Genomic DNA, 21236 nt, shown 5'->3' with positions numbered 1-21236 from the left:
GTTCGAAAGTTATGCTGGTCGACAGTCACTGCCATCTGGACTTTCCTGATTTCGCCGACGATCTCGACGGGATCGTCGGACGCGCCGAAGCGGCCGGCATCGGCCGCATCGTTACGATCTCGACCCGGGTGAGGCGGCTCGGCGGCCTGCTTGCGATCACGGAGCGGTTTCCCGACGTCTACTGTTCGGTCGGCACCCATCCGCATCATGCCGACGAAGAGGACGGCATCCCGGCCAGCGAACTGATCGAGCTGACCAAGCACCCGAAAGTCGTGGCGCTCGGCGAGGCGGGGCTCGACTATTTCTATGAGCATGGTTCGCGCGAGGCCCAGGAGCGCGGTTTTCGCGCGCACATCACTGCTGCGCGCGCAACCGGCCTGCCGCTCGTCATCCACACCAGGGAGGCCGACGAGGATTGCGGCCGCATCCTGGAGGATGAGGTCGCGAAGGGGCCGTTCAAGGCCGTGCTGCACTGCTACACCGGCGGCCGCGAGCTCGCGATGAAAGCGATTGGGCTTGGGCTATCGATCTCGTTCACGGGCATCCTGACCTTCAAGAAGTCGGACACCCTGCGTGCGCTGGCCGCCGAGCTACCGGCCGATCGCATCATGGTCGAGACCGACGCGCCGTATCTGGCGCCCGGAAAATTCCGCGGCAAGCGCAACGAGCCGTCCTACGTCGTCGAGGTCGCCAAGGTGCTCGCCGAGACCCGCGGCGTCTCGCTGGAGGAGATCTCGCGGCAGACCACCGAAAACTTCTTCCGGCTGTTCTCCAAGGTGCCGGCGCCGAAGGTTGCTGCATGACGCTGACACTGACCATTCTGGGCTGCGGCTCATCCGCCGGCGTGCCGCGTCCCGCGCTCGGCTGGGGCGCCTGTGATCCCAACAATCCCAGGAATCGCCGCCGCCGCTGCTCGATCATGGCGGAGCGCACCATGGAGCACGGCACCACGCGGGTTGTGATCGATACGTCGCCGGATTTGCGCGAGCAGCTGATCGACGGCGACGTCGAGCATATCGACGCGGTGTTCCTGACGCACGAGCACGCCGACCAGACCCACGGCATCGACGATCTGCGCTCGGTGGTGCTGCACCAGCGCCGCCGTATCCCGGTCTACTTCAACCAGTCGACCGCCAAGGACATCATGGCGCGGTTCTCCTATTGCTTCATCTCGCCGGAAGGCAGCGACTATCCGCCGATCCTGACCCGGCATTCGATCGAGGCCGGCGAGAGCCACACCGTCCAGGGGAAGGGCGGTCCGCTGAAGCTCGAGGCCTTCCTGGTGCAGCATGGCCGGATTCCTGCGCTCGGCTACCGCGTCGGCGACGCCGCCTACACGCCCGATCTGCACGACATTCCCGAGGCGAGCTGGCCGGCACTGGAAGGTCTCGATCTCTGGATCGTCGACGGCCTGCGCTATGCGCCGCATCCCAGCCATTTCAGCGTTGCGGACGCGCTGTCGTGGATCGAGCGCTTCAAGCCGAAGCGCGCGGTCATCACCAACATGCACTCCGACCTCGACTACGAGGTGCTGCGGCAGAGCCTGCCGGCTGGCGTCATCCCGGGCTATGACGGCATGCGCCTGACGCTCGATCGGGCAGGCTGAAAACTCAATAGTCCTGAGCTGGCCGGACCTGGCGCGCCTACCGCGGACGCGCGGTTCCGCACGTCAGGGTGATCGACCGACACTGCAGTCGGCCATTGACCTTTTGCACATTGTCGATATCGTTATGATCATAACGATATCGGGAGGCCTCAATGGCAGAAGCTTTGGCAGTGCGGGACTACTCCGATCGCACGCGATATGACGCGCTGATGGATGTCGTGAAGAACCGCCTGACGACCCGGGCGTTCGACGCCAGCTACGTGATGCCGCCGGAGCATTACGACATGATCCTGGAGGCCGCGCGGCACGCGCCTTCGGGCGCCAATGCCCAGCCTTGGCACTTCATTGCCGTCACCGATCAGGACCTCAAGAACAGGATCACGGAATACTTCCGCGAGGAGCAGGTCGCACGCGCCCGGCTCAAGATGAAGTTTCCGACGCCCGATTATCGCGGCCTCGCGTCGGCCCCCGGCTTCATCGTCGTCGCCAGCGACTTCCGCTGGGTCAAGGCGTTTCCCGTGCTCAACGACGGCTCCGAGCTCGACAAGATGTACAAGGAGAACGCCGAACGCATCCTGCTGCAGAGCGTGGCGGCGGCGACGATGTCGGCCCATCTCGCGGCGGCCGCGCTCGGCTATAATGTCTGGTGGGTGACCGCGATCGGGCAGGAGAAGGCGCAGCAAGCGATGAAGCCGCTGCTCGGCATCCCCGATGAATTGTCCGTGCTCGACATCATGTGCTTCGGTCCGCCGGCCAAGCCGCCGTACAAGCGCTGGAAGAAGAGTCTGGCTGACATCAGCAACTGGAACAGGTTCGATGATCAGCACTTCATGACTGAAGCCCAGATCGACGAATGGGTGTCGACCACGCGCCACAAGGTGATGTACCGCGATGCCGAGAACGTCGACTAAAGCGGACGCGCCGGTTCGGCGGGGCGCGTCGGACTACCGGCTGGAGGACCAGGTCGGCTTCCTGCTGCGCCGCGCCTATCAGCGCGCGTCGTCCAACCTGGTCGAGCGGATCGGGTCCTACGATCTGACGGCGCCGCAATACGCGACGCTGGCCCGGCTCTACGAGCGCGGGGCACTGTCGCAGAACCTGCTCGGGCGGCTGGTCGCGATGGAGCCGGCCAATATCCGCGACGTGGTGCTGCGGCTGAAGAAGCGGCAGCTGGTCACGACCCGGCGCGACGCGACCGACAAGCGGCTGATCCTGATCGACCTGACCGCGGCCGGCGTGGCGCTGGTCGAGCAGTTGATCCCGATCGAGATCGAGTGCACTGCGACCACGCTGGCACCACTCAAGGCCAGCCAAAAAGCGGTGCTCTACGAGCTGCTCGGCCGCCTTGCGGAGGACTGAGCGTTAGGCCGTAATCGCCTTGGCCGATCCGACCTGGTTGCGCAGCAGGAATTTCTGGATCTTGCCGGTCGAGGTCTTCGGGATCACGCCGAATACCACCGACTTCGGCGTCTTGAAGCCCGACATATGCTCGCGGCAATAGGCGATGATCTCAGCCTCGGTCGCCTTGGCGCCGTCCTTCAGCTCCAGGAAGGCGCAGGGCACCTCGCCCCATTTCAGATCGGGCTTGGCGACAACCGCGGCGAACAGCACGGCCGGGTGCTTGTAGAGGATATCCTCGACCTCGACCGAGGAGACGTTCTCGCCGCCGGAGATGATGATGTCCTTGGAGCGGTCCTTGATGATGACGTAGCCGTGCTCGTCGAGCACGCCGAGATCGCCGGTGTGAAACCAGCCGCCGGCAAACGCTTCCTGCGTCGCCTTCTCGTTCTTCAGATAGCCCTTCATCACGATGTTGCCGCGGAACATGACCTCGCCGATGGTCTCGCCGTCGCGCGGCACCTCGCGCATGGTCTCGGGGTCGAGCACGGTGACGTCTTCCTGCAGCGGGTAGGCCACGCCCTGGCGTCGCTTCAGCTGCGCGCGCTGATCGGCCGACAGCTCATCCCAGCCCGGCTGCTCCGCGCAGACGGAGGCGGGGCCGTAGACTTCGGTCAGCCCGTAGACATGGGTCAGCTTAATGCCGATGCGCTCGGCGCCCTCAAGGACCGCAACCGGCGGCGCCGCGCCCGCGATCAGGCCGACGACGGGCTTCGCCTTTCCGCCCTTCGGCGCGTCGGGCGCATTGATCAGCGTGTTGTAGACGATCGGCGCGCCGCACATGTGGGTGACGCCGTGTTTCGGGATCAGCTCGAAGATTTTTGCCGGATCGACCTTGCGCAAGCAGACATTGACGCCGGCGGTCGCCGCGATCGTCCAGGGGAAGCACCAGCCGTTGCAGTGAAACATCGGCAGCGTCCAGAGATAGACCGGATGCTGGCCGAGATTGCCGGCGAGAATGTTGCTGACGGCGTTGAGATAGGCGCCGCGGTGATGGGTGACGACGCCCTTCGGATTGCCCGTCGTGCCCGACGTATAGCTCAGCGCGATCGCATCCCATTCGTCGGCCGGCGGCCGCTCGGCGAATGCGGGATCGCCGGAGGCGACCGCAGCCTCATACTCGATCTCGCCGATCCGCTCGCCGCCGGCGAAGGCGGCATCATCGACGTCGATCACGAACGGCTTTGGGCCCTTCATCAGGGTCAGGGCTTCCGCGATCACGCCGGAGAACTCGGGGTCGACGAGGATGATCCTGGCGCCGCCATGATCGAGCTGGAACGCGATCGACGCCGCATCGAGGCGGATGTTGAGCGCGTTCAGCACCGCGCCGGTCATCGGCACCGCGAAGTGCAGTTCGTTCATCGCCGGGATGTTCGGCAGCATCGCCGCGACCGTGTCGCCATGACCGATGCCGTGGCCCGCAAGATAGGACGCAAAGCGCTTGCAGCGTTCGTAGGTCTCTTTCCAGGTGAAGGTGCGGCCCTCATAGACCGCGCTGACATGGTCGGGATAGACGGCGGCCGAGCGGGCCAGGAAGCTCAGCGGCGTCAGCGGCACGTAGTTGGCGGGCGTCTTGTCCAGCCCGATCGAGTACTGGTTTTGAGCTGCACTCATGGCTCTATCCAATCCGCTAGGTTCTCAAAGGAATCCAATCGATATCCAGGGGAAGATGGCGACGATGATCAGGCCGATCAACAGCGCCAGCATGTAACCCCAGATCGGCCGGATACCCTCGGCCGGATCGACGCGCCCGATGGCGCAGGCGGCATAATAGCCGACGCCGAACGGCGGCGCGAACAATCCGATGCCCATCGCCAGGATGATGATCATGGCGTAGTGCACCTCGTGGACGCCGACCTGGCGCGCAATCGGAAACAGCAGCGGCCCGAACAGCACGATGGCCGGAATGCCCTCCAGCACGCTGCCGAGGATCACGAAGGCCAGGATCGAGACCGCGATGAAGGTCGCCGAACCGCCGGGCAGCCCGGTCATCGACGCCGCCAGCGCCCGCGAGAAGCCGGACTGGGTCAGGCCCCAGGCCATGCCGGTCGCGGTGCCGATGATGAAGAGGATCGCGCCCGACAGGCACGCCGTGTCGATCAGCATCGGCAACAGCCGCCGCCAGTTGAACTTGCGGTAGATCAGGAGGCCGATGACGAAGGCGTAGACGATGCCGATGGTCGAGACTTCGGTGGCCGTGGCGATGCCTTCGACCACGGCGTAGCGGATCACGAAGGGCAAGGCCAATGCGGGCAGGGCGAATACCAACGCCTTGCCGATCTCGCTGCCGGTGGCGCGCTGCACGTGGCTCAAGTTCTCGCCGCGGTAGCGCCACCACACCAGTCCGGACAGCGTGATTGCCAGCACGACGCCCGGCAGCAATCCGCCGGTGAACAGCGCCGAGATCGAGACGCCGGTAACCGAACCGATCGTGATCAGAACGAGGCTCGGCGGAATGGTTTCGGTCTGCGCGCCGGTGGCGGCGAGCAGGGCGACCAGATCGCCCGGCTTGGCGCCGCGCTCCTTCATTTCCGGAAACAGCACGGGTGCGACGGCCGCCATGTCGGCAGCCTTCGATCCGGAAATGCCGGACACCAGATACATGGCGCCGACCAGCACGTAATGCAGGCCGCCGCGGACATGCCCGAGCAGGCTCGCCAGGAACGCCACCATCGCGCGCGCCATGCCGGTCATCTCGATCAGCAGGCCGAGGAAGACGAACAGCGGCACCGACAGCAGGATGAGGTGGCTCATGCCCTCGTCCATCCGGCCGACCAGCACCATCAGCGGCGTCCGCGTGGTCAGCGCCAGATAGCCGAAGATCGCCATGCCGAAGGCAAAGCCGATCGGCACGCCGGCGAACACGCAGAAGCCGACCACGCCGACGAAGAAGATGATCAGATTGAGGTTGCCGAGCGGCCGCAGCATCGGCTGCGCCAGCCAGAACACGCCGATCAACGCGACGACCGTCAGCGCGGCCAGCAGGAAGGTTTTGACGTCGCCGACCCGCGCCAGCCGCAGCAGCGCAAACAGCCCCATCAGGCAGGTGCCGACCGGCAGCGCCGCCGCGCGCCAGGTATTGGAGATCTGCAGCGCCGGCGTCGTGATGAAGCTTTCCTCGTAGGCGTATTCATAGGCCGGCCGCACGATCAGGATCAGGAACGCCAGCGCGGCGCAGGTCGCGACCACGTCGAGATAGCCCCACAGCCTGGGCCCTGCGCTTGCGACCAGCGCTGTCATCCGCATGTGCTCGCCGCGACGGAACGCGACCGCCGAACCCAGCATCGCAAGCCACAGGAACAGGATCGACGCCAGTTCGTCGGACCAGATCAGCGGCGCATGCAGCACGTAACGCGACACCACGCCGGCGAACAGGATGACGACCTCGGCGACGACTAGGATCGCCGCCGGGATTTCGACCAGCCATCCGAGCGTCGCCTCGATGGAACCGAGAACAGAGCGGCGGCGAGGGGGCTGTGACGCCGCCTCGCCGGCCACGGCCGGCGTCATCTCGACATGAGCCATGGCACGCCTCCCGCTTGATCGATCAGGACAGTTTGCCGACGGACTTCTCGAGCAGATCCCAGGCCTTCTCGCCGTACTTGCCCTTCCACTCGGCGTAGAAGCCGGCGGCGCGCAGCTTGTCGCGGAACGGCCCGACCTCGGGCTGGTTGAACACGAGGCCCTTGCCGGTGAGCTCCTGCTTCACGGTGGCGTTGAGCTTCTCGGTGTCCTCGCGCTCCTTGACGGCGGCCGCGTTGACGTTCTTGGCGACGATGGTCTTGATATCGTCCGGCAGCGCCGCCCAGGCACGGCGGTTCATCAGGAACCAGAAGCCGTCCCACATGTGGTTGGTCATCGAGCAGTATTTCTGCACCTCGTACAGCTTCGCCGCCGAGATCAGCGCCAGCGGATTTTCCTGGCCCTCGACGATCTTGGTCTGCAGCGCCGAATAGACCTCGCTGAAATTGATCGAGGCGGGCGACGCATCGAACGCCTTGAACATCGAGGTCCACAGCGGCGACACCGGCACGCGGATCTTGAAGCCCTTGAGATCGTCAGGACCGTTGATCGGCTTGGTCGAGGACGTGGTCTGGCGGAAGCCATTGTCCCAGATCCTGTCCATGACCTCGAGGCCGGCCTTGTTGATCTCGCCGCGCACATAGGCGCCGAGCTCGCCATCCATGGCCTTCCAGACCGTGGGATAGTCCGGGAATGCGAAGCCGATGCCGTTGATCGAGGCTGCCGGCACCAGGGTCGCCAGGATCAGGCCGGACAGCGTGAAGAACTCGACGCCGCCGGAGCGCACCTGGCTCAGCATGTCCGTATCGGAGCCAAGCTGGCTGTTCGGGAACACCTGCAGGTCGAACCGGCCGTTGGTCTCGGTCTTGATCGCCGCGGCCATCTCCCGGGCGCGCGCCACGAAACGGGTGCGACTCCGGCAGGTTGTTGGCGAACTTGTACGAGAACTCGGCCGACTGGGCGCGCGCGACATACGGCGCGCCAATTCCGCCCAGGACGGCGGAAGCGGCGGAAACCTTCAGCAGCGTGCGTCGTGAAAAGCTCATTGGGTTTGCTCCCTCGAGAGGCTTGTTGTTGTTCTGAGATGCCATCCTATACGGACCTGATGCCGCGGGGTCACCAGCGATCTCTGCACAGCTGGCGCTTATTGCAGCGTCCGTACGCCGCGGCAATATCGGCTTTCTGACGAGATGCGTGCGCGTGGATCGCTGGCGTGTCTCGACGAGCTCGACCAACGACCGAGACAAGCCCGGACAGCCGCCAAGCTGCGGGCTGGTGCGAAAATTTCCAACTAAGTATCTGATCTAATTGTATATATAAATATTCCATAATATACCTTATGCGAATTTCGGATATGGAAGTCGATCCGGTTTGGTGGCCCAGCTGTGGCTTCCCCTATACGGTTCGCATTTCATCCCATAGGCCGTCGCAACGCATCTCTGCGATCCCTAAGGTCGCTCCTGGTATGTCCGGCTGACCACCGAGTTGGGCGATACCTTGCGACGTCTGCGACACGCCGGTGTCGGTCATAGCCGCCGGTGTAGACGCTGCCGAAGATGGCGAAGGCGGCGCAATCGAAAGACCTGCGGAAGGCTCATTTTCTTGTCCGCATCGTGCGTGATTGCGATCCCCTGCGACGGCCGCCTGCTGCGATGCGAGCGCATCCTCGGCCTGCCGTTGCCTAGGCCGGGAGCACGATCACCTTGGTTTTGAGAGGCGTTCGCGAATAGAGGTCGATCATGTCCTGACTGAGGAGGCCGGTGCAGCCGCTCGTAATGCCGTTCCCGATGGTTTCGGGGGCGCTGGTGCTATAGATCGTGTAAAGCGTATATGCCCCGTTTTGATAGAGGTAGAGCACGCGGGCGCCGAGTGGATTGTCGAGACCTCCCGGCATGCCGCGGGCATATTTGCCTGCCTCCGGCTGGCGCGCGATCATCTCCTTGGGTGGCGTCCAGGTAGGCCATTCGGCTTTGCGCCCGACATAAGCCTCCCCGCTCCACCGGAATCCATCGCGGCCGACATTGGCGCCATAGCGGGTCGCGTTTCCCTCTCCTTCAATGCGGTAAACATAGTACTTGCCGGGATCGATGATGATCGTACCGGGTGCCTCATCGCTGTCGTAGCGCACTGTCTTGCGAAAATATTGCGGTTTGACCTTGCTAACATCGACCGCAGGGATCGGGAATTTCTCGTCAGGCACGGGCCCGTAGACTTTCTCCGCCTCGGCCAGGCTCATGTAGTCGGATGCACAACCGGCTAGGCCCAGTGCGGCAAGACCGGCAGCGGAGCCGAATAGAAACGCCCGGCGGTTGAGACGCGGCGAACGAGGCCCAGACAGAGCGCCCTTGCCCATCGCGCCGGCAATTCCACGGTCCATGATCATGATTTCGGGTTTTCCGAGATTTTCCAGAAGGCGCGACAAGCTTATGTCGGGGAACCACCCCGTTACGACACTCTTATGGAGGATTTCGCGCTTTTTTATGAAGGGAAACTTTCAAGAAAAAGCTAAGGAATTCCGTTCTGTGTGTCGGTCTTATGCGGGGATTCAACAACCCCCGAAGGCTTTGCCTGATAGTCTGCCCCCGACTCAACGACACCAGTTCGAGACTTGGAGACCAATGGCCCGACGTACCGGCAGCGCTGATCTCCCGCTCCATGGTGGACGCGTGCCGCCGTGGCTCGCGGAGCGCATGGCAACGCTGGGCGCGATCATCACGCAGGCTGTGGTCCATCATTACGGCCGTGACGCGTTCCTGCAGCGGCTCTCGCATCCGTTCTGGTTCCAGTCGTTCGGCGCCGTGATGGGCATGGACTGGCATTCGTCCGGTATCACCACGAGCGTCATCGGCGCGCTCAAGCGCGGGCTGGCGCCGCTGCAGGACGAGCTCGGCATCTACGTCTGCGGTGGTCGCGGCAAGCATTCGCGGCGCACGCCGGATGAATTGTCGGCGCTGGGCGACCGGACCGGCGTCGACGGCGTTGCCCTCACCCGCGCCAGCCGCTTGGTCGCCAAGGTCGACAGTGCCGCGGTCCAGGACGGCTTCGAGCTCTACCTACACGGCTTCTTCGTCACCGCGGACGGCAAATGGACCGTGGTCCAGCAAGGCATGAACGATCACAAGCGGCAGGCGCGACGCTACCACTGGCATTCCGAGGGGCTGCGCAGCTTCGTCGACGAGCCGCACAGCGCGATCGACGGTCCAGCGCAGGGCGAGATCGTCAATCTCACCGATCACCGCGCCGACGCCTCGCGCCAGGCTCAGCTCGATCTGCTCGCCGCGCTCGGTCCCGATGGCATCGCGCGTGAATATGCCGAGTTGACCGAGCAGGTCGCGGCGCAGGGCGATCTGTTGCACCTGATCATGCCCGAGCATCACGATGTGCGCTCGAGCGACGTCTTCATCCGCCGCCTGCACGGCACCCTCGCCGCCGCGGCCGAGCGCGGGCCGCTGGATTTCCCCGAGCTGCTGCTCACGCCGGGCGTCGGCGCCCGCACCGTCGAGTCGCTCGCCATGGTCGCCGAGGTCGTCCACGGGACGCCGTATCGCTTCCGCGATCCGGCGCGTTTCTCACTCGCGCATGGCGGCAAGGACCGTCATCCGTTCCCGGTGCCGATCAAGGTCTATGACGAGACCATCGGCGTGCTGAAATCGGCGGTACGGCAGGCGAAGCTCGGCCGCGACGAGGAGTTGCAGGCGCTGAAGCGGCTGGATGACCAGGCCCGCAGGCTGGAGCTGACCGCAACCGGTCCGTCCTTCGATGCTTACGTCGCCAACGAGCGCGCGCGTTCGCCGGCGCTTGACGGCCGCTCGGTGTTCGGTTGGGAGGCCGACCTCGCCGCCCGCGACCGCATCACCAAACGCTAGTGCGGGATGAATTTTGGTTGAACCGGCTTGCCGCGCTTTCGGTTCACCTCTCCCCGTCGGGGAGAGGTCGGATTGCTCTCGGCGATGCGAAGCATCGTCCGGTGCAATCCGGGTGAGGGCTCTTGCTCTCTCGATAGACCGCAACCCCTCACCCGATTTGCTGCGCAAATCGACCTCTCCCAAAGGGAGAGGTGAACTTTCTACGCCATTCCAGCCCAACCTAATCTCATCATGCTTTAGTGCGGCGCTTGTCGACCGCGACACCTGTCAGCGTCCCCTGAAGCGCGGCTTGCGCCGTCCGAGGAAGGCCGCGACGCCCTCCTTGTGATCGTCGGTCAGGCTCGCCAGCGCGAACTGGTCGATATCCATGTGGCTGGCGAGATCGTCGAGCGCATGGGCCAGCCGGTTGACCGTCAGCTTGGTCATCGCGACCGAAATCGGCGGCTGGGCGGCGACCTTGGCCGCGAGCGCCATCGCGGCCTCATATGATTTGCCCGGATCAACCACCTGCTCTACCAGGCCCCATTCGTAAGCCTCGTCGGCCGAGATCCGGTCGTCGGCCAGGATCACGGCCTGCTTGGTGCGCGCCGGCCCCATCAAATGCAGCATGCGCGGCACACTCTGCCAGCTCATGTTCATGCCGAGCGCGATCTCCGGCACGCGTAGATGCGCGTCGCGCGCCATCACCCGGAAGTCCAGTGCGACCGCGAGCGCCACGCCACCACCGACGCAGAAGCCCTCGATCGCGCCGATCGTGACCTGTTCCATCTCCTGCCAGGCGCGCGTCAGCCGCGGCCCGAGCTTCAGGTGACGGCGCAGCGTGCCCATATCCATCGTCTTGCGCGAGCGCCCTTCGGCATCCTTGAGGTCGAAACCGGCGCTGAACGATTTGGCGCCGCCGGTCAGCACCACCACCGAGGTTTCGCCATCGTCCTCGAAACTGCGCGCCGCATCGGTCAATTGCCGCAGCGCCTCCGGCGACAGCGCGTTGATACCGTCGCCGCGGTCGAACCGCACCACCGCGATGCGGCCCTCCGGTCCGAGGCCCTTCTCGATCGTCACATCGTCAACCACGCATACCTCCCTGCTCGCATTGTTGTGTACTGCTTGCCTCGACATAGCACGGCGGTTTCGCCTATTCTGCGGGCATGAGCGAACATGATCATCACCACCACGATCACGACCATTCCGAACTGTCGGAGACCGAACTGCGCGTGCGCGCGCTGGAATCGATCCTGACCGAGAAAGGCTACGTCGAGGCTGCCGCGCTCGACGCCATCGTGCAGGCCTATGAGACGAAGATCGGCCCGCATAACGGCGCCCGGGTCGTCGCCAAGGCCTGGACCGATCCCGCCTTCAAGAAGGCGCTGCTCGAGGACGCCAGCAAGGCGGTCGGCACCCTCGGCCATGTCAGCCGGGTCGGCGACCATCTGGTCGCGATCGAGAACACGCCTGGCCGTCACAACATGGTCGTCTGCACTTTGTGCTCCTGTTACCCTTGGGAGATGCTCGGCCTGCCGCCGGTCTGGTACAAGGCCTCGCCGTATCGGTCACGCGCGGTCAAGGATCCGCGCGGCGTGCTCGCCGATTTCGGCGTCAGCCTGCCGAAGGAGACCGAAATCCGGGTCTGGGACTCTACGGCTGAAACGCGCTTCCTGGTGCTGCCGATGCGGCCCGCGGGCACTGAAGGCTGGAGCGAAGAACATCTCGCCGACCTCGTGACGCGCGATTCCATGATCGGCACCGGCTTCCCGAAAACGCCGGGAGCACCGTCGTGAACGGCGTCCACGACATGGGCGGCATGGACGGGTTCGGCAAGGTCGAGCCCGAGCCGAACGAGCCGATGTTCCATCAGGAATGGGAATCGCGGGTGCTCGCCATGGTCCGCGCGATGGGCGCCGCCGGCGCCTTCAACATCGACGCATCGCGCTTCTATCGCGAGACCCTGCCCCCGCAGGTCTATCTGTCGAGCTCCTACTACAGGAAATGGCTGCTCGGGCTGGAAGCCCTGCTGCTCGACAAGGGCTATATCTCCAAGGACGACGTCGCGGCCGGACATTCCGTCGCGCCGGCGAAATCGCTCAAGCACGGCAAGTTCTCGATGGCCGACGTCGAGCGCATCATGGTGCGCGGCAAGTTCGGCCGCGCCGCACCGGCGCCGGCGAAGTTCAAGGCCGGCGATCGGGTGCGGGCGAAGAACATCCATCCCGTCACGCACACGCGGCTGCCGCGCTACGTGCGCGGTCATGTCGGTGTGGTCGAGCGCGATCATGGCTGTCACGTGTTTCCCGATACCGCGGCGAACGACGCTGGCGAGCATCCGCAGTGGCTGTACACCGTCGTGTTCGATGGACGCGAATTGTGGGGGCCGGACTCCGATCCGACCATCAAGGTCTCGATCGACGCGTTCGAACCGTATCTGGAGGCGATCTGATGGATGCCGGCGCCGCCGCGCGCGCGACCAGCGCCGTGTCCAGCATTCCCCGCGATCAGGACGGCCCGGTGTTCCGCGCACCTTGGGAGGCGCAGGCGTTCGCCATGGCGTTGACGCTGCATGACCGCGGCGTGTTCACCTGGCCCGAATGGGCCGCCGCCCTCGCCGATCAGATCAAGCGCGCGCAGGCTGCCGGCGATCCCGACACCGGCGACACCTATTACCAGCATTGGCTCGCGACCCTCGAACACCTCGTGGCCGCCAAGGGCGTCACGACACCGGAGACGCTGCACCGCTACCGCGACGCCTGGGACCGCGCCGCCGACCGTACCCCGCACGGCAAACCGATCGAGCTGACGGCGGCGGATTTTGAGTAACGGCGCGCTCTCTCCTTCGTTCGTCGTCGCGCGCCTCATCACACTCGTCGTCCTGGCGAAAGCCAGGACCCATAACCACCGCATTTGATGATGGACGGGATCGCGCCCCCCAGCATCGCGCAACAATTCTCATTTGGGGTAATGGGTCCTGGCCTTCGCCAGGACGACGATGAGGATGGGTTCGCTCTTCAAGGCGCTGTCCGGATCGTCCGGTCGAGCCGAGCCTCCACGATTTCTGAATAATAGAAGAGTACCGCTGATTTGCCCGACGTGTCAAGTTGCCAGGTCGAACGCCGGCGGCCGCCGGCACCTTTGCATGGGGTTGTTTTCGATATTTTCGCAGTGCGCCCCTGCGGACGGCGGTCCGCCCGCGGTTACGGGCCGCCCTGCGCGACATACTCCCGCCAGCCCTTGGCCCGCAGGCTGCAGGCCGGGCACTCGCCGCAGCCATAGCCCCAATCGTGCTGGGCGCCGCGTTCGCCGAGATAGCAGGTGTGCGAGTGCTCGCGGATCAGATCGACCAGCCCTGCCCCGCCAAGCTCGTGCGCGAGCCGCCAGGTCGCGGCCTTGTCGAGCCACATCAGCGGCGTGTGCAGCTCGAAATCTCGGGCCATGCCGAGGCAGAGCGCGGACTGCAACGCCTTGATGGTCTCGTCGCGGCAATCCGGATAGCCGGAATAGTCGGTCTCGCACATGCCGCCGATGATGTGGCGGATGCCGCGCCGATAGGCCAGCGCGCCCGCGAAGGTGAGGAACACGAGGTTGCGGCCGGGGACGAAGGTGTTGGGCAACCCGTCCGCACCCATTTCGATCGCGACGTCGCGGGTCAGCGCGGTATCGGAAATCTCCGACAGCGTCGGGATCGCGAGCGTGTGGCTGTCGCCGAGCTTTGCTGCCCAGTCCGGCCGCAGAGCCCTGATGCCGTCCAGCAGGCGGTCGCGGCAGTCGAGCTCGATCGCGTGGCGCTGGCCGTAGGTGTAGCCGAGCATTTCGACGCGCGCGAAGCGGTCCAACGCCCAGGCCAGGCAGGTGGTGGAATCCTGGCCGCCGGAAAACAGCACCAGCGCGGTGTCGGAATTGTTCTGATTGGTCATGGAACGCGCTTTACCACTCCTTGGCGCCACGGCCAATCGGTGGACAGCGCCGCGATTCCGGCGCGTTTTGCTGGGATCGACAGGGCTGATTTGGCATAAGGCATATACCGCTCACAGTCCGGTGCCCGATGACCCCTTCCCGCGACATTTCCCGCCTGATCGAGATCATGGCTGCGCTGCGCACGCCGGTGACCGGCTGCCCCTGGGACCTCGAACAGAATTTTGAAACGATCGCGCCCTACACGATCGAGGAGGCCTATGAAGTCGCGGATGCGATCGCGCGCGGCGATTTCGAGGATTTACGCGAGGAGCTCGGCGACCTCCTGCTGCAGGTGGTCTATCACGCAAGGATGGCCGAGGAGCAGAACGCGTTTGCGTTCGGCGACGTGGTCGAGGCGATCACGAAGAAGATGATCCGCCGTCATCCGCATGTGTTTGCCGACAAGGACGGCAACATCCAGCCCGCCGGCGTCAAGAGCGCCTGGGAGCGCATCAAGGCCGAGGAGAAGGCCGAGCGCGCCGCGCGGCGGCCCCCGGAGGAGACCGCGCACACATCCTTGCTCGCCAGCGTGAAGGCCGGCCTCCCGGCCCTGACGCGGGCGATGGAGTTGCAGCGCAAGGCGTCCACCGCTCGGCTTCGACTGGAACGACCCGCGCGCCGTGCTCGCCAAGATCCGCGAGGAGGCCGACGAGATCGAGGCCGCGCTCGACCGCAACGACAGAGCCGAGATCGCGGAGGAGACCGGCGACCTGATGTTCGCGCTGGTCAACCTCGCCCGCCACGTCGACGCCGATCCCGAAACCGCACTGCGCGCGACCAACGCCAAGTTCGAGCGGCGGTTTGCCTATATCGAAAAGGCCCTCGCTGCGAAGGGACGCTCGCTCGAGGGCGCGTCGCTGGAGGAAATGGACGCGCTGTGGAATGAGGCGAAGCGCACGACATAGATTTTCTCTCCTCGCGCGCCTCGAAACTCCGCCTAGAGATCAGCACCAGCCCGTCGGGCTTGCGCGCGCATGACACCGAACGGATCGTTCCGGACCGCCAGCTTGCGATAGACCCTGAGGTCGTCGGGGGTCATTCCCTCGCCGCGCTTCGTGTTCGAACTTCCTTCGGCACCGATAGCAATCGACGTGCCGGCGCCGGCATAAATGTACTTGTCGCCAAATGCCTTCTTCAGGGCAGCGAATGTTGGCTCGCCGGTGCAGTGTCCGGGGGCGATGCTTTCGACCTTGAAACGGTCTTGCAGCGCGGCCGTCACTTTCGTGATCACCTCGTCAGGGGCGATGACCAGGTGGAAGCCTCCGGCGATCAGCCGAATCCTGGGGTTGATTGCTGCCGCAGCCTCGACGATACGCTCGATTCCAGGATGCGAGCAGCCAACAACGAGCACGATTCCGTCTGCAGTATTCACCGCCAGGGACAGTTCCTTGAGCTCCTTCGTTCCCGGCAGATCCGAAATCAGAGCTATGAGTGTAATGCCAGGTGCGATTTCGGTCGTTTGGTCGATCAACTCAAAGTTGGCATCCGCCCAGGCAGCACCGAATTTCATGATCTCGGGCGGCTTGCCGTCATAGTACCGCATCTCCGGCGGCAGCGACTCGTCCTTGCGGTAGAAGCTCGACGGCAGCGACGAGCCGTAGATGCCAAATCCCTCCTTGGGGGCATAAATCTTGATCTTCGGATTGACGCTTAAGACATAGCTCAGGCCCGCCATGTGATCGGAGTGCCGGTGAGACAATACGACGAAATCGAGGTTGGTAAGGTCCACATCCTTCGCCTTGACATTGGCAGCGAAGATCTTCGCGTTGTCCCCGGTATCGAACAGGATGCGCTTTCCGCCGACTTCAATGAGGGCGGAGAAGCCCCAATCCTTTGTCATCGCGGTATCGGTACCGAACGCATCGTACAGGATGGTGATCCGGGCCGCCGGCTCGGCCGCACGCGTTGCAGTGCCTAATGCGGCAGCGATCCCTGCGAGAACGACCGCGAAAAGAAAATATGATTTGAGATACATGGAAGTTCCTCCTGTTCAAACGCAACGATTGAGGAATTCCTGACAGGCGACCAGTGGCGATCGAGCCGGACTGGACCTGCCTAGTTCAGAGATCAGCCTTCCAACGATCCATGCTCTCGACTTTGCCCGATCTCGTGGACGGCCCGGCCATGCAAATCCTCCCGCTGCGCACCGGGAGCTGCAAGGTAATTATTTTCGTCGTGGGCCATGAACCTTTTCCTTGGTTCACGAGACTACCACTTTCCACGAACAATTCGGATGTCGTCAGGTTTTGGAGACGTTTCGGCTCCATCGCTGCCGTTTCGCGGCGGCGACTCGTGGCGGTGGACACACCCTACAACAGCGTCCCATGCAGGATCACGGCAGCAACGCCGAAATAGATCACGAGGCCGGTGACGTCGACCAGCGTCGCGACGAAGGGCGCGGACGCGCTCGCAGGATCGAAACCGATGCGTTTAAGGATGAACGGCAGCATCGATCCGGACAGCGAGCCGAAGGTGACGATGCCGACCAGCGCGGCGCCGACGGTCATGGCCACCAGCATCCAATGCGGGCCGTAGTCGAACAGGCCAAGCGTCTGCCAGAGCGTGATCCTGACGATGCCGATCACCCCCAGGATGGAGCCGAGCACGATTCCGGTCGGCAGTTCGCGCAAGGCGACGCGCCACCAGTCGCGCAGCCGCACCTCATGCAACGCCAGCGATCGGATCAGGAGCGAGGTAGCCTGGGAGCCGGAATTGCCGCCGGAGCTCATGATCAACGGGATGAACAGCGTCAGGACGATCGCCTTCTCGAGCTCGCTCTGGTACGACTGCATCGCGGTTGCGGTCAGCATTTCCGAGAGGAACAACGCACACAGCCAGCCGCCGCGCTTCTTGATCATTTCGAGGAAGCCGATCCGCAGATAAGGCTCATCGATCGCTTCCATGCCGCCGAACTTCTGGGCGTCCTCGGTCGATTCCTCGACGATGGCGTCGATGACGTCGTCGACCGTCACGATGCCGAGGATATGACCGGGGCCGTCGACGACCGCGACCGCGAGCAGATCGTAGCGCGAGATCAGCCGCGCCGCCTCCATGCGGTCGGCCTCCGGCGAGATCATCAGCGGCTTCCGCGCCGGTGCCGCGGTGAGCACATTGGCATGCGGGTCGGCCGAGATCAGGCGGCGCAGCGGCACCGCCTGGATCAGCGTCTTCTTGATCGGGTCGATCACGAAGATCGAGTAGACGGTCTCGCGGGTGCGCTCGACCATCCGGATGTGATGCAGGACCTCTGCGATGGTCCAGTTCGAGGGCACGCTGACGAATTCGGTCGTCATGATGCTGCCGGCGCTGCGTTCGGGATAGGCCAGCAGCCCGGAGATGACGTTGCGGGTATCCGGATTGAGGCCGTTCAGCAGCGTGGTGCGCAGCGGCTCGACCAGTTCCTTGAAGATGTCGGCGGCGCGGTCGTCGGAGACGCCCGACAGCAGCGACACCGCCGTGTCCTTCGGCAGCTCGGCCAGGATCTCGCAGGTGTTGTCGAGCCCGGGCAGGTCGAGCACCTCGATCGCCTTCTCGGCCGGCAGCGATTGCAGCAGCTTCGCCGCATCCGCCGGCTCCCGGGCATTGAGGGCATCGACGATCTCGGGCGCCCGCACATGGGCAAGGTCCCCGTTCTGGCCGGCGAGCGTGTCGTGGGTGATGGTTTCGCTGGTGTCCTGCATCGATCCGCCTCGGCTTTGCGTCCAGCAGCGCAATGAACCAAGGCGGCGCAGATTTCAAACAGAAAGTGCGGCGGCACGTCGCAGGCGCGGTCGAGTGAGGCCGCGTCACGGCGCCGTCACATTTCGGGAGATTGCGAGGTGCCGTGCCGGAGGGCCGATCAGGCCCGGCCGAACAGTTTCGCGGCGTCGTCCACCGCCAGGCGCGCGGCGGCAAGATCCGGCGTTTCGTTGTCGTCGTTGAAGCCGAAATAGTCGTTGTCGCCGACCGGCTGGACGACGATGCCGTCGCGCCGGCCGAGGACGCTGAGGTTACGGTAGAAGACGCCGTAATTGACATCCGGCTGAGGAATGAGCCAGGCGATCTGGCCGCGCACCGGAACGATGCTCTCGTCACGAAACAGCGCACGGGCGCCGTAGCCGGTGCAGTTGACAATGACGGTTTCGCGGATCTTCGAAAGATCGGACGGCGTGTGCAGTTCGATCGGCACGAACAGCCCGCCGGCGCGCTGAAACTCAGCTTCGAGCTGACGGTAGAGATCCGTGACGTTGTAGGTGAGCGAGGCGCTTTTCCACGCGTATGGTGCGGGAAACGGATTTGATCCGGCGGCCAGCAAATCCCATCGCGGCGTCAGCGACCTGATCCGGCCGCGCAATTCGAGGAATTTCTTCGAGCCGTCGCCCGAGGCATGCTGGCGCCTGTGCGGACGGCCGTCGGCCTCAGGTGCATCGTCGGACAGCAAATAGCGATCGGTCCATTCGATCGGATTGCCGGCAAGGCCGAGATAGCTTTGATGGGTGGCAAAGGTCGTGCGCGCCATCCGCTCCCAGCGGTCGGCAAAGTCCGGCGTGACGTCTGCTTCCATCGCGATACGCGAATCCGGCGACCAGTCCCCCGTCGCACGCGCCGAGCGCACCTGCGGGAAGCGCTCCTTGGCGTAGATCGTGACGGTCGCGCCCATCCTCTGGGCGGTGATCGCCGTCGTCAGACCGATCGCGCCGGCGCCGAGGACGGCAACGTTGCGCGCGCTCAATTGCAGGGCGAGCGGCACGGCCTCCTGCGCGGCGCCCCAGGACAGCGACCAGCCGCTGCCGCCGTGTCCGTAATTGTGGACGACATATTTGCCGTCGATCCATTCCGCTTCGATGCGCGGACCGGCAGCGCGGAACGGACGCAGGCATACCGTGACACGAAACATGCGGTCCGGACGCGCAAGAACCGGCCGGAGCGCGGGTGCGTCGACGAAAGCGGCATTGTCGGCGGTCCCACGCGTTGAAAATCCTGCGACCGCAGCGCTCGCCAGGCCGCCGCCGAGAAATGTTCGACGGTTGAACATCGATCCCACTTCGACCCCCTTGCCGGCGCGGATGTCCGGGACGTTACGTCCCGTGCGGCAGAGCATCGAATCGTGACATGACGATGTCGCGCTTGGTCTCATCGACCCGCACCGTCATGTCGAAACGCTCGCCATTGAGCTCCTTGTTCAGGACCTCGGCATTGCGATGCAGCCAGCTGATGCCGGCGCCGTCGGAGGCATCGATCGAAAGATTGAGCGTGATGCGCTTGGCCGCGAGGCGATCCTCGATCGCGGCCAGGAGCTCCTGGATCCCCTCGCCTGTGACGGCCGAGACCAGGAAGCACGGCCGCTCCGGCGGCCGGCGCGCAGCGATGTTGCGCAGATTGTCCCGTTCCTCCGGATCGAAGCGATCGATCTTGTTCCAGACCTCGATGATGCGCTGGCCGCCGTCGGCGTCGGGATCGATGCCGAGCTGGTGCAGCACCGCCTCGACGTCGCGCTCCTGCGCCTCCGCATCCTCATGGGAGATGTCGCGGACATGCAGGATGATATCGGCTTCCAGCACCTCCTCCAGCGTGGCGCGGAACGCGGCCACCAGCTGGGTCGGCAGATTCGAGATGAAGCCGACCGTGTCCGACAGCATCGCCTTGCCGCCATGCGGCAGGTTGAGCGCGCGCAGGGTCGGGTCGAGCGTCGCAAACAGCATGTCCGCGGCCTGCACGTCGGCGCGCGTCAGGCGGTTGAACAGGGTTGATTTGCCGGCATTGGTGTAGCCGACCAACGCCACCACGCGGTACGGCACGCGCTGGCGTCCGGCGCGATGCAACCGCCGCGTCGCCTGCACCTTCTTCAACTCGTTCTCAAGCCGCGTGATGCGGTCTCCAATCAGGCGGCGGTCGGCCTCGATCTGGGTCTCGCCCGGGCCGCCCATGAAGCCGAAGCCGCCGCGCTGGCGTTCGAGATGGGTCCACGACCGCACCAGGCGGCTGCGCTGGTAATTGAGATGCGCGAGCTCGACCTGCAGCGCGCCTTCCTTGGTCTTGGCGCGGCGGCCGAAGATTTCCAGGATCAGGCCGGTGCGGTCGAGCACCTTGGTGCTCCAGGCCTTCTCGAGGTTGCGCTGCTGGATCGGCGACAACGCGCAATCCATCACCACGAGCTCGACCTTGTCGCCGGCGACGAGGCCGTTGATCTCCTCGACCTTGCCCTTGCCGAGATAGGTCGCGGGCCGGATCTGGCTGATCGGCGCGACGACGGATTCCACCACAGTGAGGTCGATCGCACCGGCGAGGCCGGCGGCTTCCTCGATTCGCGCTTCGTAGTCGCGGACAGAGGAATCCGTTTGCGCATCGCCGTCGCCACGGCGCATGCGCAGGTACGGGCCGATGACGATCACCCGCCCGGTGCTCAAGTCCCCCGCCGACCCGGGCCTAGACTTGGTCCGGTCGACGCCCCCTTCAGGATTGAAGGGTTCCAATCAGTTCACTCTCAAGCCGGTGCGTCCTCACCACCTTCGAACAGCTGAATCGGAGCGCCGGGCATGATGGTCGAGATCGCGTGCTTGTAGACAAGCTGCGAGTGACCGTCGCGCCGCAGCAGCAAGCAGAAATTGTCGAACCATGTGACAATGCCCTGCAGCTTTACCCCGTTGACCAGAAATATCGTCAGTGGCGTTTTTGTTTTACGAACGTGATTAAGGAAGGTGTCTTGTAGATTTTGTGCGCGGTCTGCCGCCATTGTTTTTGTCCCGCAAGCTTGTGCTTCTTTTTATTGAACCGGTTGCGGCTCTCTAACGGAGCCTCCTCCGGTCGCCCACCTGCCCTGAGATCCCCCTCTGGCAGGCGTAGCGGTAGGATTAGAGGCCACGCGCGGTTTTTAGGCAAGCCGGTTCGCGGTGCAGTCGGTAGGAACACGGTGGCAATTC

18 protein-coding genes and 2 pseudogenes are annotated in these 21236 nt (G+C 64.4%); 9 read left to right on the top strand and 11 right to left on the bottom strand.

Annotated elements, in window-relative coordinates; translation table 11 throughout:
- Positions 1–11 precede the first annotated feature (11 nt).
- The 4 genes from ACVWW1_RS10085 (at position 12) to ACVWW1_RS10070 (ending at position 2965) form a co-directional block, all read left to right on the top strand.
- Entirely contained in the window at positions 12–803 is a 792-nt protein-coding gene (locus ACVWW1_RS10085; RefSeq protein ID WP_456655662.1) for a TatD family hydrolase, read from the top strand.
- On the top strand, positions 800–1606 hold the full coding sequence (locus tag ACVWW1_RS10080; RefSeq protein ID WP_456655661.1) for an MBL fold metallo-hydrolase: 807 nt from the start codon (positions 800–802) through the stop codon (positions 1604–1606). Before ACVWW1_RS10085 ends, ACVWW1_RS10080 begins: the two co-directional genes overlap by 4 nt.
- Before the next feature lie 152 nt (positions 1607–1758).
- Entirely contained in the window at positions 1759–2517 is a 759-nt protein-coding gene (locus ACVWW1_RS10075) for a nitroreductase family protein (protein WP_456655660.1), read from the top strand.
- Positions 2498–2965, top strand: coding sequence for a MarR family winged helix-turn-helix transcriptional regulator (locus ACVWW1_RS10070; RefSeq protein WP_456655659.1), 468 nt, complete (start codon positions 2498–2500; stop codon positions 2963–2965). The genes ACVWW1_RS10075 and ACVWW1_RS10070 overlap by 20 nt, the downstream gene beginning before the upstream one ends.
- A gap of 3 nt (positions 2966–2968) precedes the next feature.
- Here ACVWW1_RS10070 and ACVWW1_RS10065 read toward each other — a convergent pair whose 3' ends face one another.
- The 4 genes and pseudogenes from ACVWW1_RS10065 to ACVWW1_RS10050 all read right to left on the bottom strand — a co-directional run bounded on the left by ACVWW1_RS10065 (position 2969) and on the right by ACVWW1_RS10050 (position 8909).
- On the bottom strand, positions 2969–4618 hold the full coding sequence (locus ACVWW1_RS10065) for an acyl-CoA synthetase (protein ID WP_456655658.1): 1650 nt from the start codon (positions 4616–4618) through the stop codon (positions 2969–2971).
- 24 nt (positions 4619–4642) lie between these two features.
- Positions 4643–6529, bottom strand: a complete 1887-nt coding sequence (locus ACVWW1_RS10060; RefSeq protein ID WP_456655657.1) for a TRAP transporter large permease — start codon at positions 6527–6529, stop codon at positions 4643–4645.
- Positions 6530–6551: 22 nt separating this feature from the next.
- Positions 6552–7572: pseudogene (locus ACVWW1_RS10055) on the bottom strand (TRAP transporter substrate-binding protein).
- 635 nt (positions 7573–8207) lie between these two features.
- The gene (locus ACVWW1_RS10050; RefSeq protein WP_456656646.1) at positions 8208–8909 is read right to left on the bottom strand and encodes a L,D-transpeptidase; all 702 of its coding nucleotides are present in this window, start codon (positions 8907–8909) and stop codon (positions 8208–8210) included.
- A gap of 235 nt (positions 8910–9144) precedes the next feature.
- Here ACVWW1_RS10050 and ACVWW1_RS10045 point away from each other — a divergent pair, with 235 nt between their 5' ends.
- Positions 9145–10392 (top strand): DUF763 domain-containing protein, encoded by a 1248-nt coding sequence (locus ACVWW1_RS10045; protein WP_456655656.1) that lies wholly within the window; start codon positions 9145–9147, stop codon positions 10390–10392.
- 267 nt (positions 10393–10659) lie between these two features.
- Here the strand turns inward: ACVWW1_RS10045 and ACVWW1_RS10040 are convergent, their stop codons facing one another.
- On the bottom strand, positions 10660–11466 hold the full coding sequence (locus tag ACVWW1_RS10040) for an enoyl-CoA hydratase/isomerase family protein (RefSeq protein WP_456655655.1): 807 nt from the start codon (positions 11464–11466) through the stop codon (positions 10660–10662).
- A 74-nt stretch (positions 11467–11540) separates the two neighbouring features.
- Between ACVWW1_RS10040 and nthA the strand changes: the two genes are divergently transcribed.
- Genes nthA through ACVWW1_RS10025 form a run of 3 tightly spaced genes read left to right on the top strand, consistent with a single transcriptional unit; the run spans position 11541 to position 13203 of the window.
- Positions 11541–12170, top strand: coding sequence for a nitrile hydratase subunit alpha (gene nthA / locus ACVWW1_RS10035; RefSeq protein WP_456655654.1), 630 nt, complete (start codon positions 11541–11543; stop codon positions 12168–12170).
- Positions 12167–12826, top strand: coding sequence for a nitrile hydratase subunit beta (nthB, locus tag ACVWW1_RS10030; RefSeq protein WP_456655653.1), 660 nt, complete (start codon positions 12167–12169; stop codon positions 12824–12826). Before nthA ends, nthB begins: the two co-directional genes overlap by 4 nt.
- Entirely contained in the window at positions 12826–13203 is a 378-nt protein-coding gene (locus ACVWW1_RS10025) for a nitrile hydratase accessory protein (protein ID WP_456655652.1), read from the top strand. The genes nthB and ACVWW1_RS10025 overlap by 1 nt, the downstream gene beginning before the upstream one ends.
- A 374-nt stretch (positions 13204–13577) precedes the next feature.
- Here the strand turns inward: ACVWW1_RS10025 and queC are convergent, their stop codons facing one another.
- Positions 13578–14297, bottom strand: a complete 720-nt coding sequence (gene queC, locus ACVWW1_RS10020) for a 7-cyano-7-deazaguanine synthase QueC (protein ID WP_456655651.1) — start codon at positions 14295–14297, stop codon at positions 13578–13580.
- A 128-nt stretch (positions 14298–14425) separates the two neighbouring features.
- Between queC and mazG the strand changes: the two are divergent.
- A pseudogene (gene mazG / locus ACVWW1_RS10015) lies at positions 14426–15242 on the top strand (nucleoside triphosphate pyrophosphohydrolase).
- Positions 15243–15274: 32 nt separating this feature from the next.
- Here mazG and ACVWW1_RS10010 read toward each other — a convergent pair.
- The 5 genes from ACVWW1_RS10010 to hfq all read right to left on the bottom strand — a co-directional run bounded on the left by ACVWW1_RS10010 (position 15275) and on the right by hfq (position 21049).
- Positions 15275–16312 carry an MBL fold metallo-hydrolase gene (locus ACVWW1_RS10010; RefSeq protein WP_456655650.1) on the bottom strand — a complete coding sequence of 346 codons (1038 nt, stop codon included), beginning with the start codon at positions 16310–16312 and terminating at the stop codon, positions 15275–15277.
- Between the two features lie 334 nt (positions 16313–16646).
- Complete coding sequence (mgtE, locus tag ACVWW1_RS10005; protein WP_456655649.1) at positions 16647–18017, bottom strand: magnesium transporter; 1371 nt, start codon at positions 18015–18017, stop codon at positions 16647–16649.
- Positions 18018–18175: 158 nt separating this feature from the next.
- Positions 18176–19417: an FAD-dependent oxidoreductase gene (locus ACVWW1_RS10000; protein WP_456655648.1), complete on the bottom strand. Its 1242-nt coding sequence runs from the start codon at positions 19415–19417 to the stop codon at positions 18176–18178.
- On the bottom strand, positions 19395–20789 hold the full coding sequence (hflX, locus tag ACVWW1_RS09995; RefSeq protein WP_456655647.1) for a GTPase HflX: 1395 nt from the start codon (positions 20787–20789) through the stop codon (positions 19395–19397). The genes ACVWW1_RS10000 and hflX overlap by 23 nt, the downstream gene beginning before the upstream one ends.
- Positions 20790–20800: 11 nt before the next feature.
- Positions 20801–21049, bottom strand: coding sequence for an RNA chaperone Hfq (gene hfq, locus ACVWW1_RS09990; RefSeq protein ID WP_006020546.1), 249 nt, complete (start codon positions 21047–21049; stop codon positions 20801–20803).
- Between the last annotated feature and the right edge of the window lie 187 nt (positions 21050–21236).

The sequence above is a fragment of the Bradyrhizobium sp. JR3.5 genome (genome assembly GCF_054057015.1).
The sequence above is the reverse complement of the archived record's forward strand: the minus strand, read 5'-3'. Positions and strand labels throughout refer to the sequence as shown.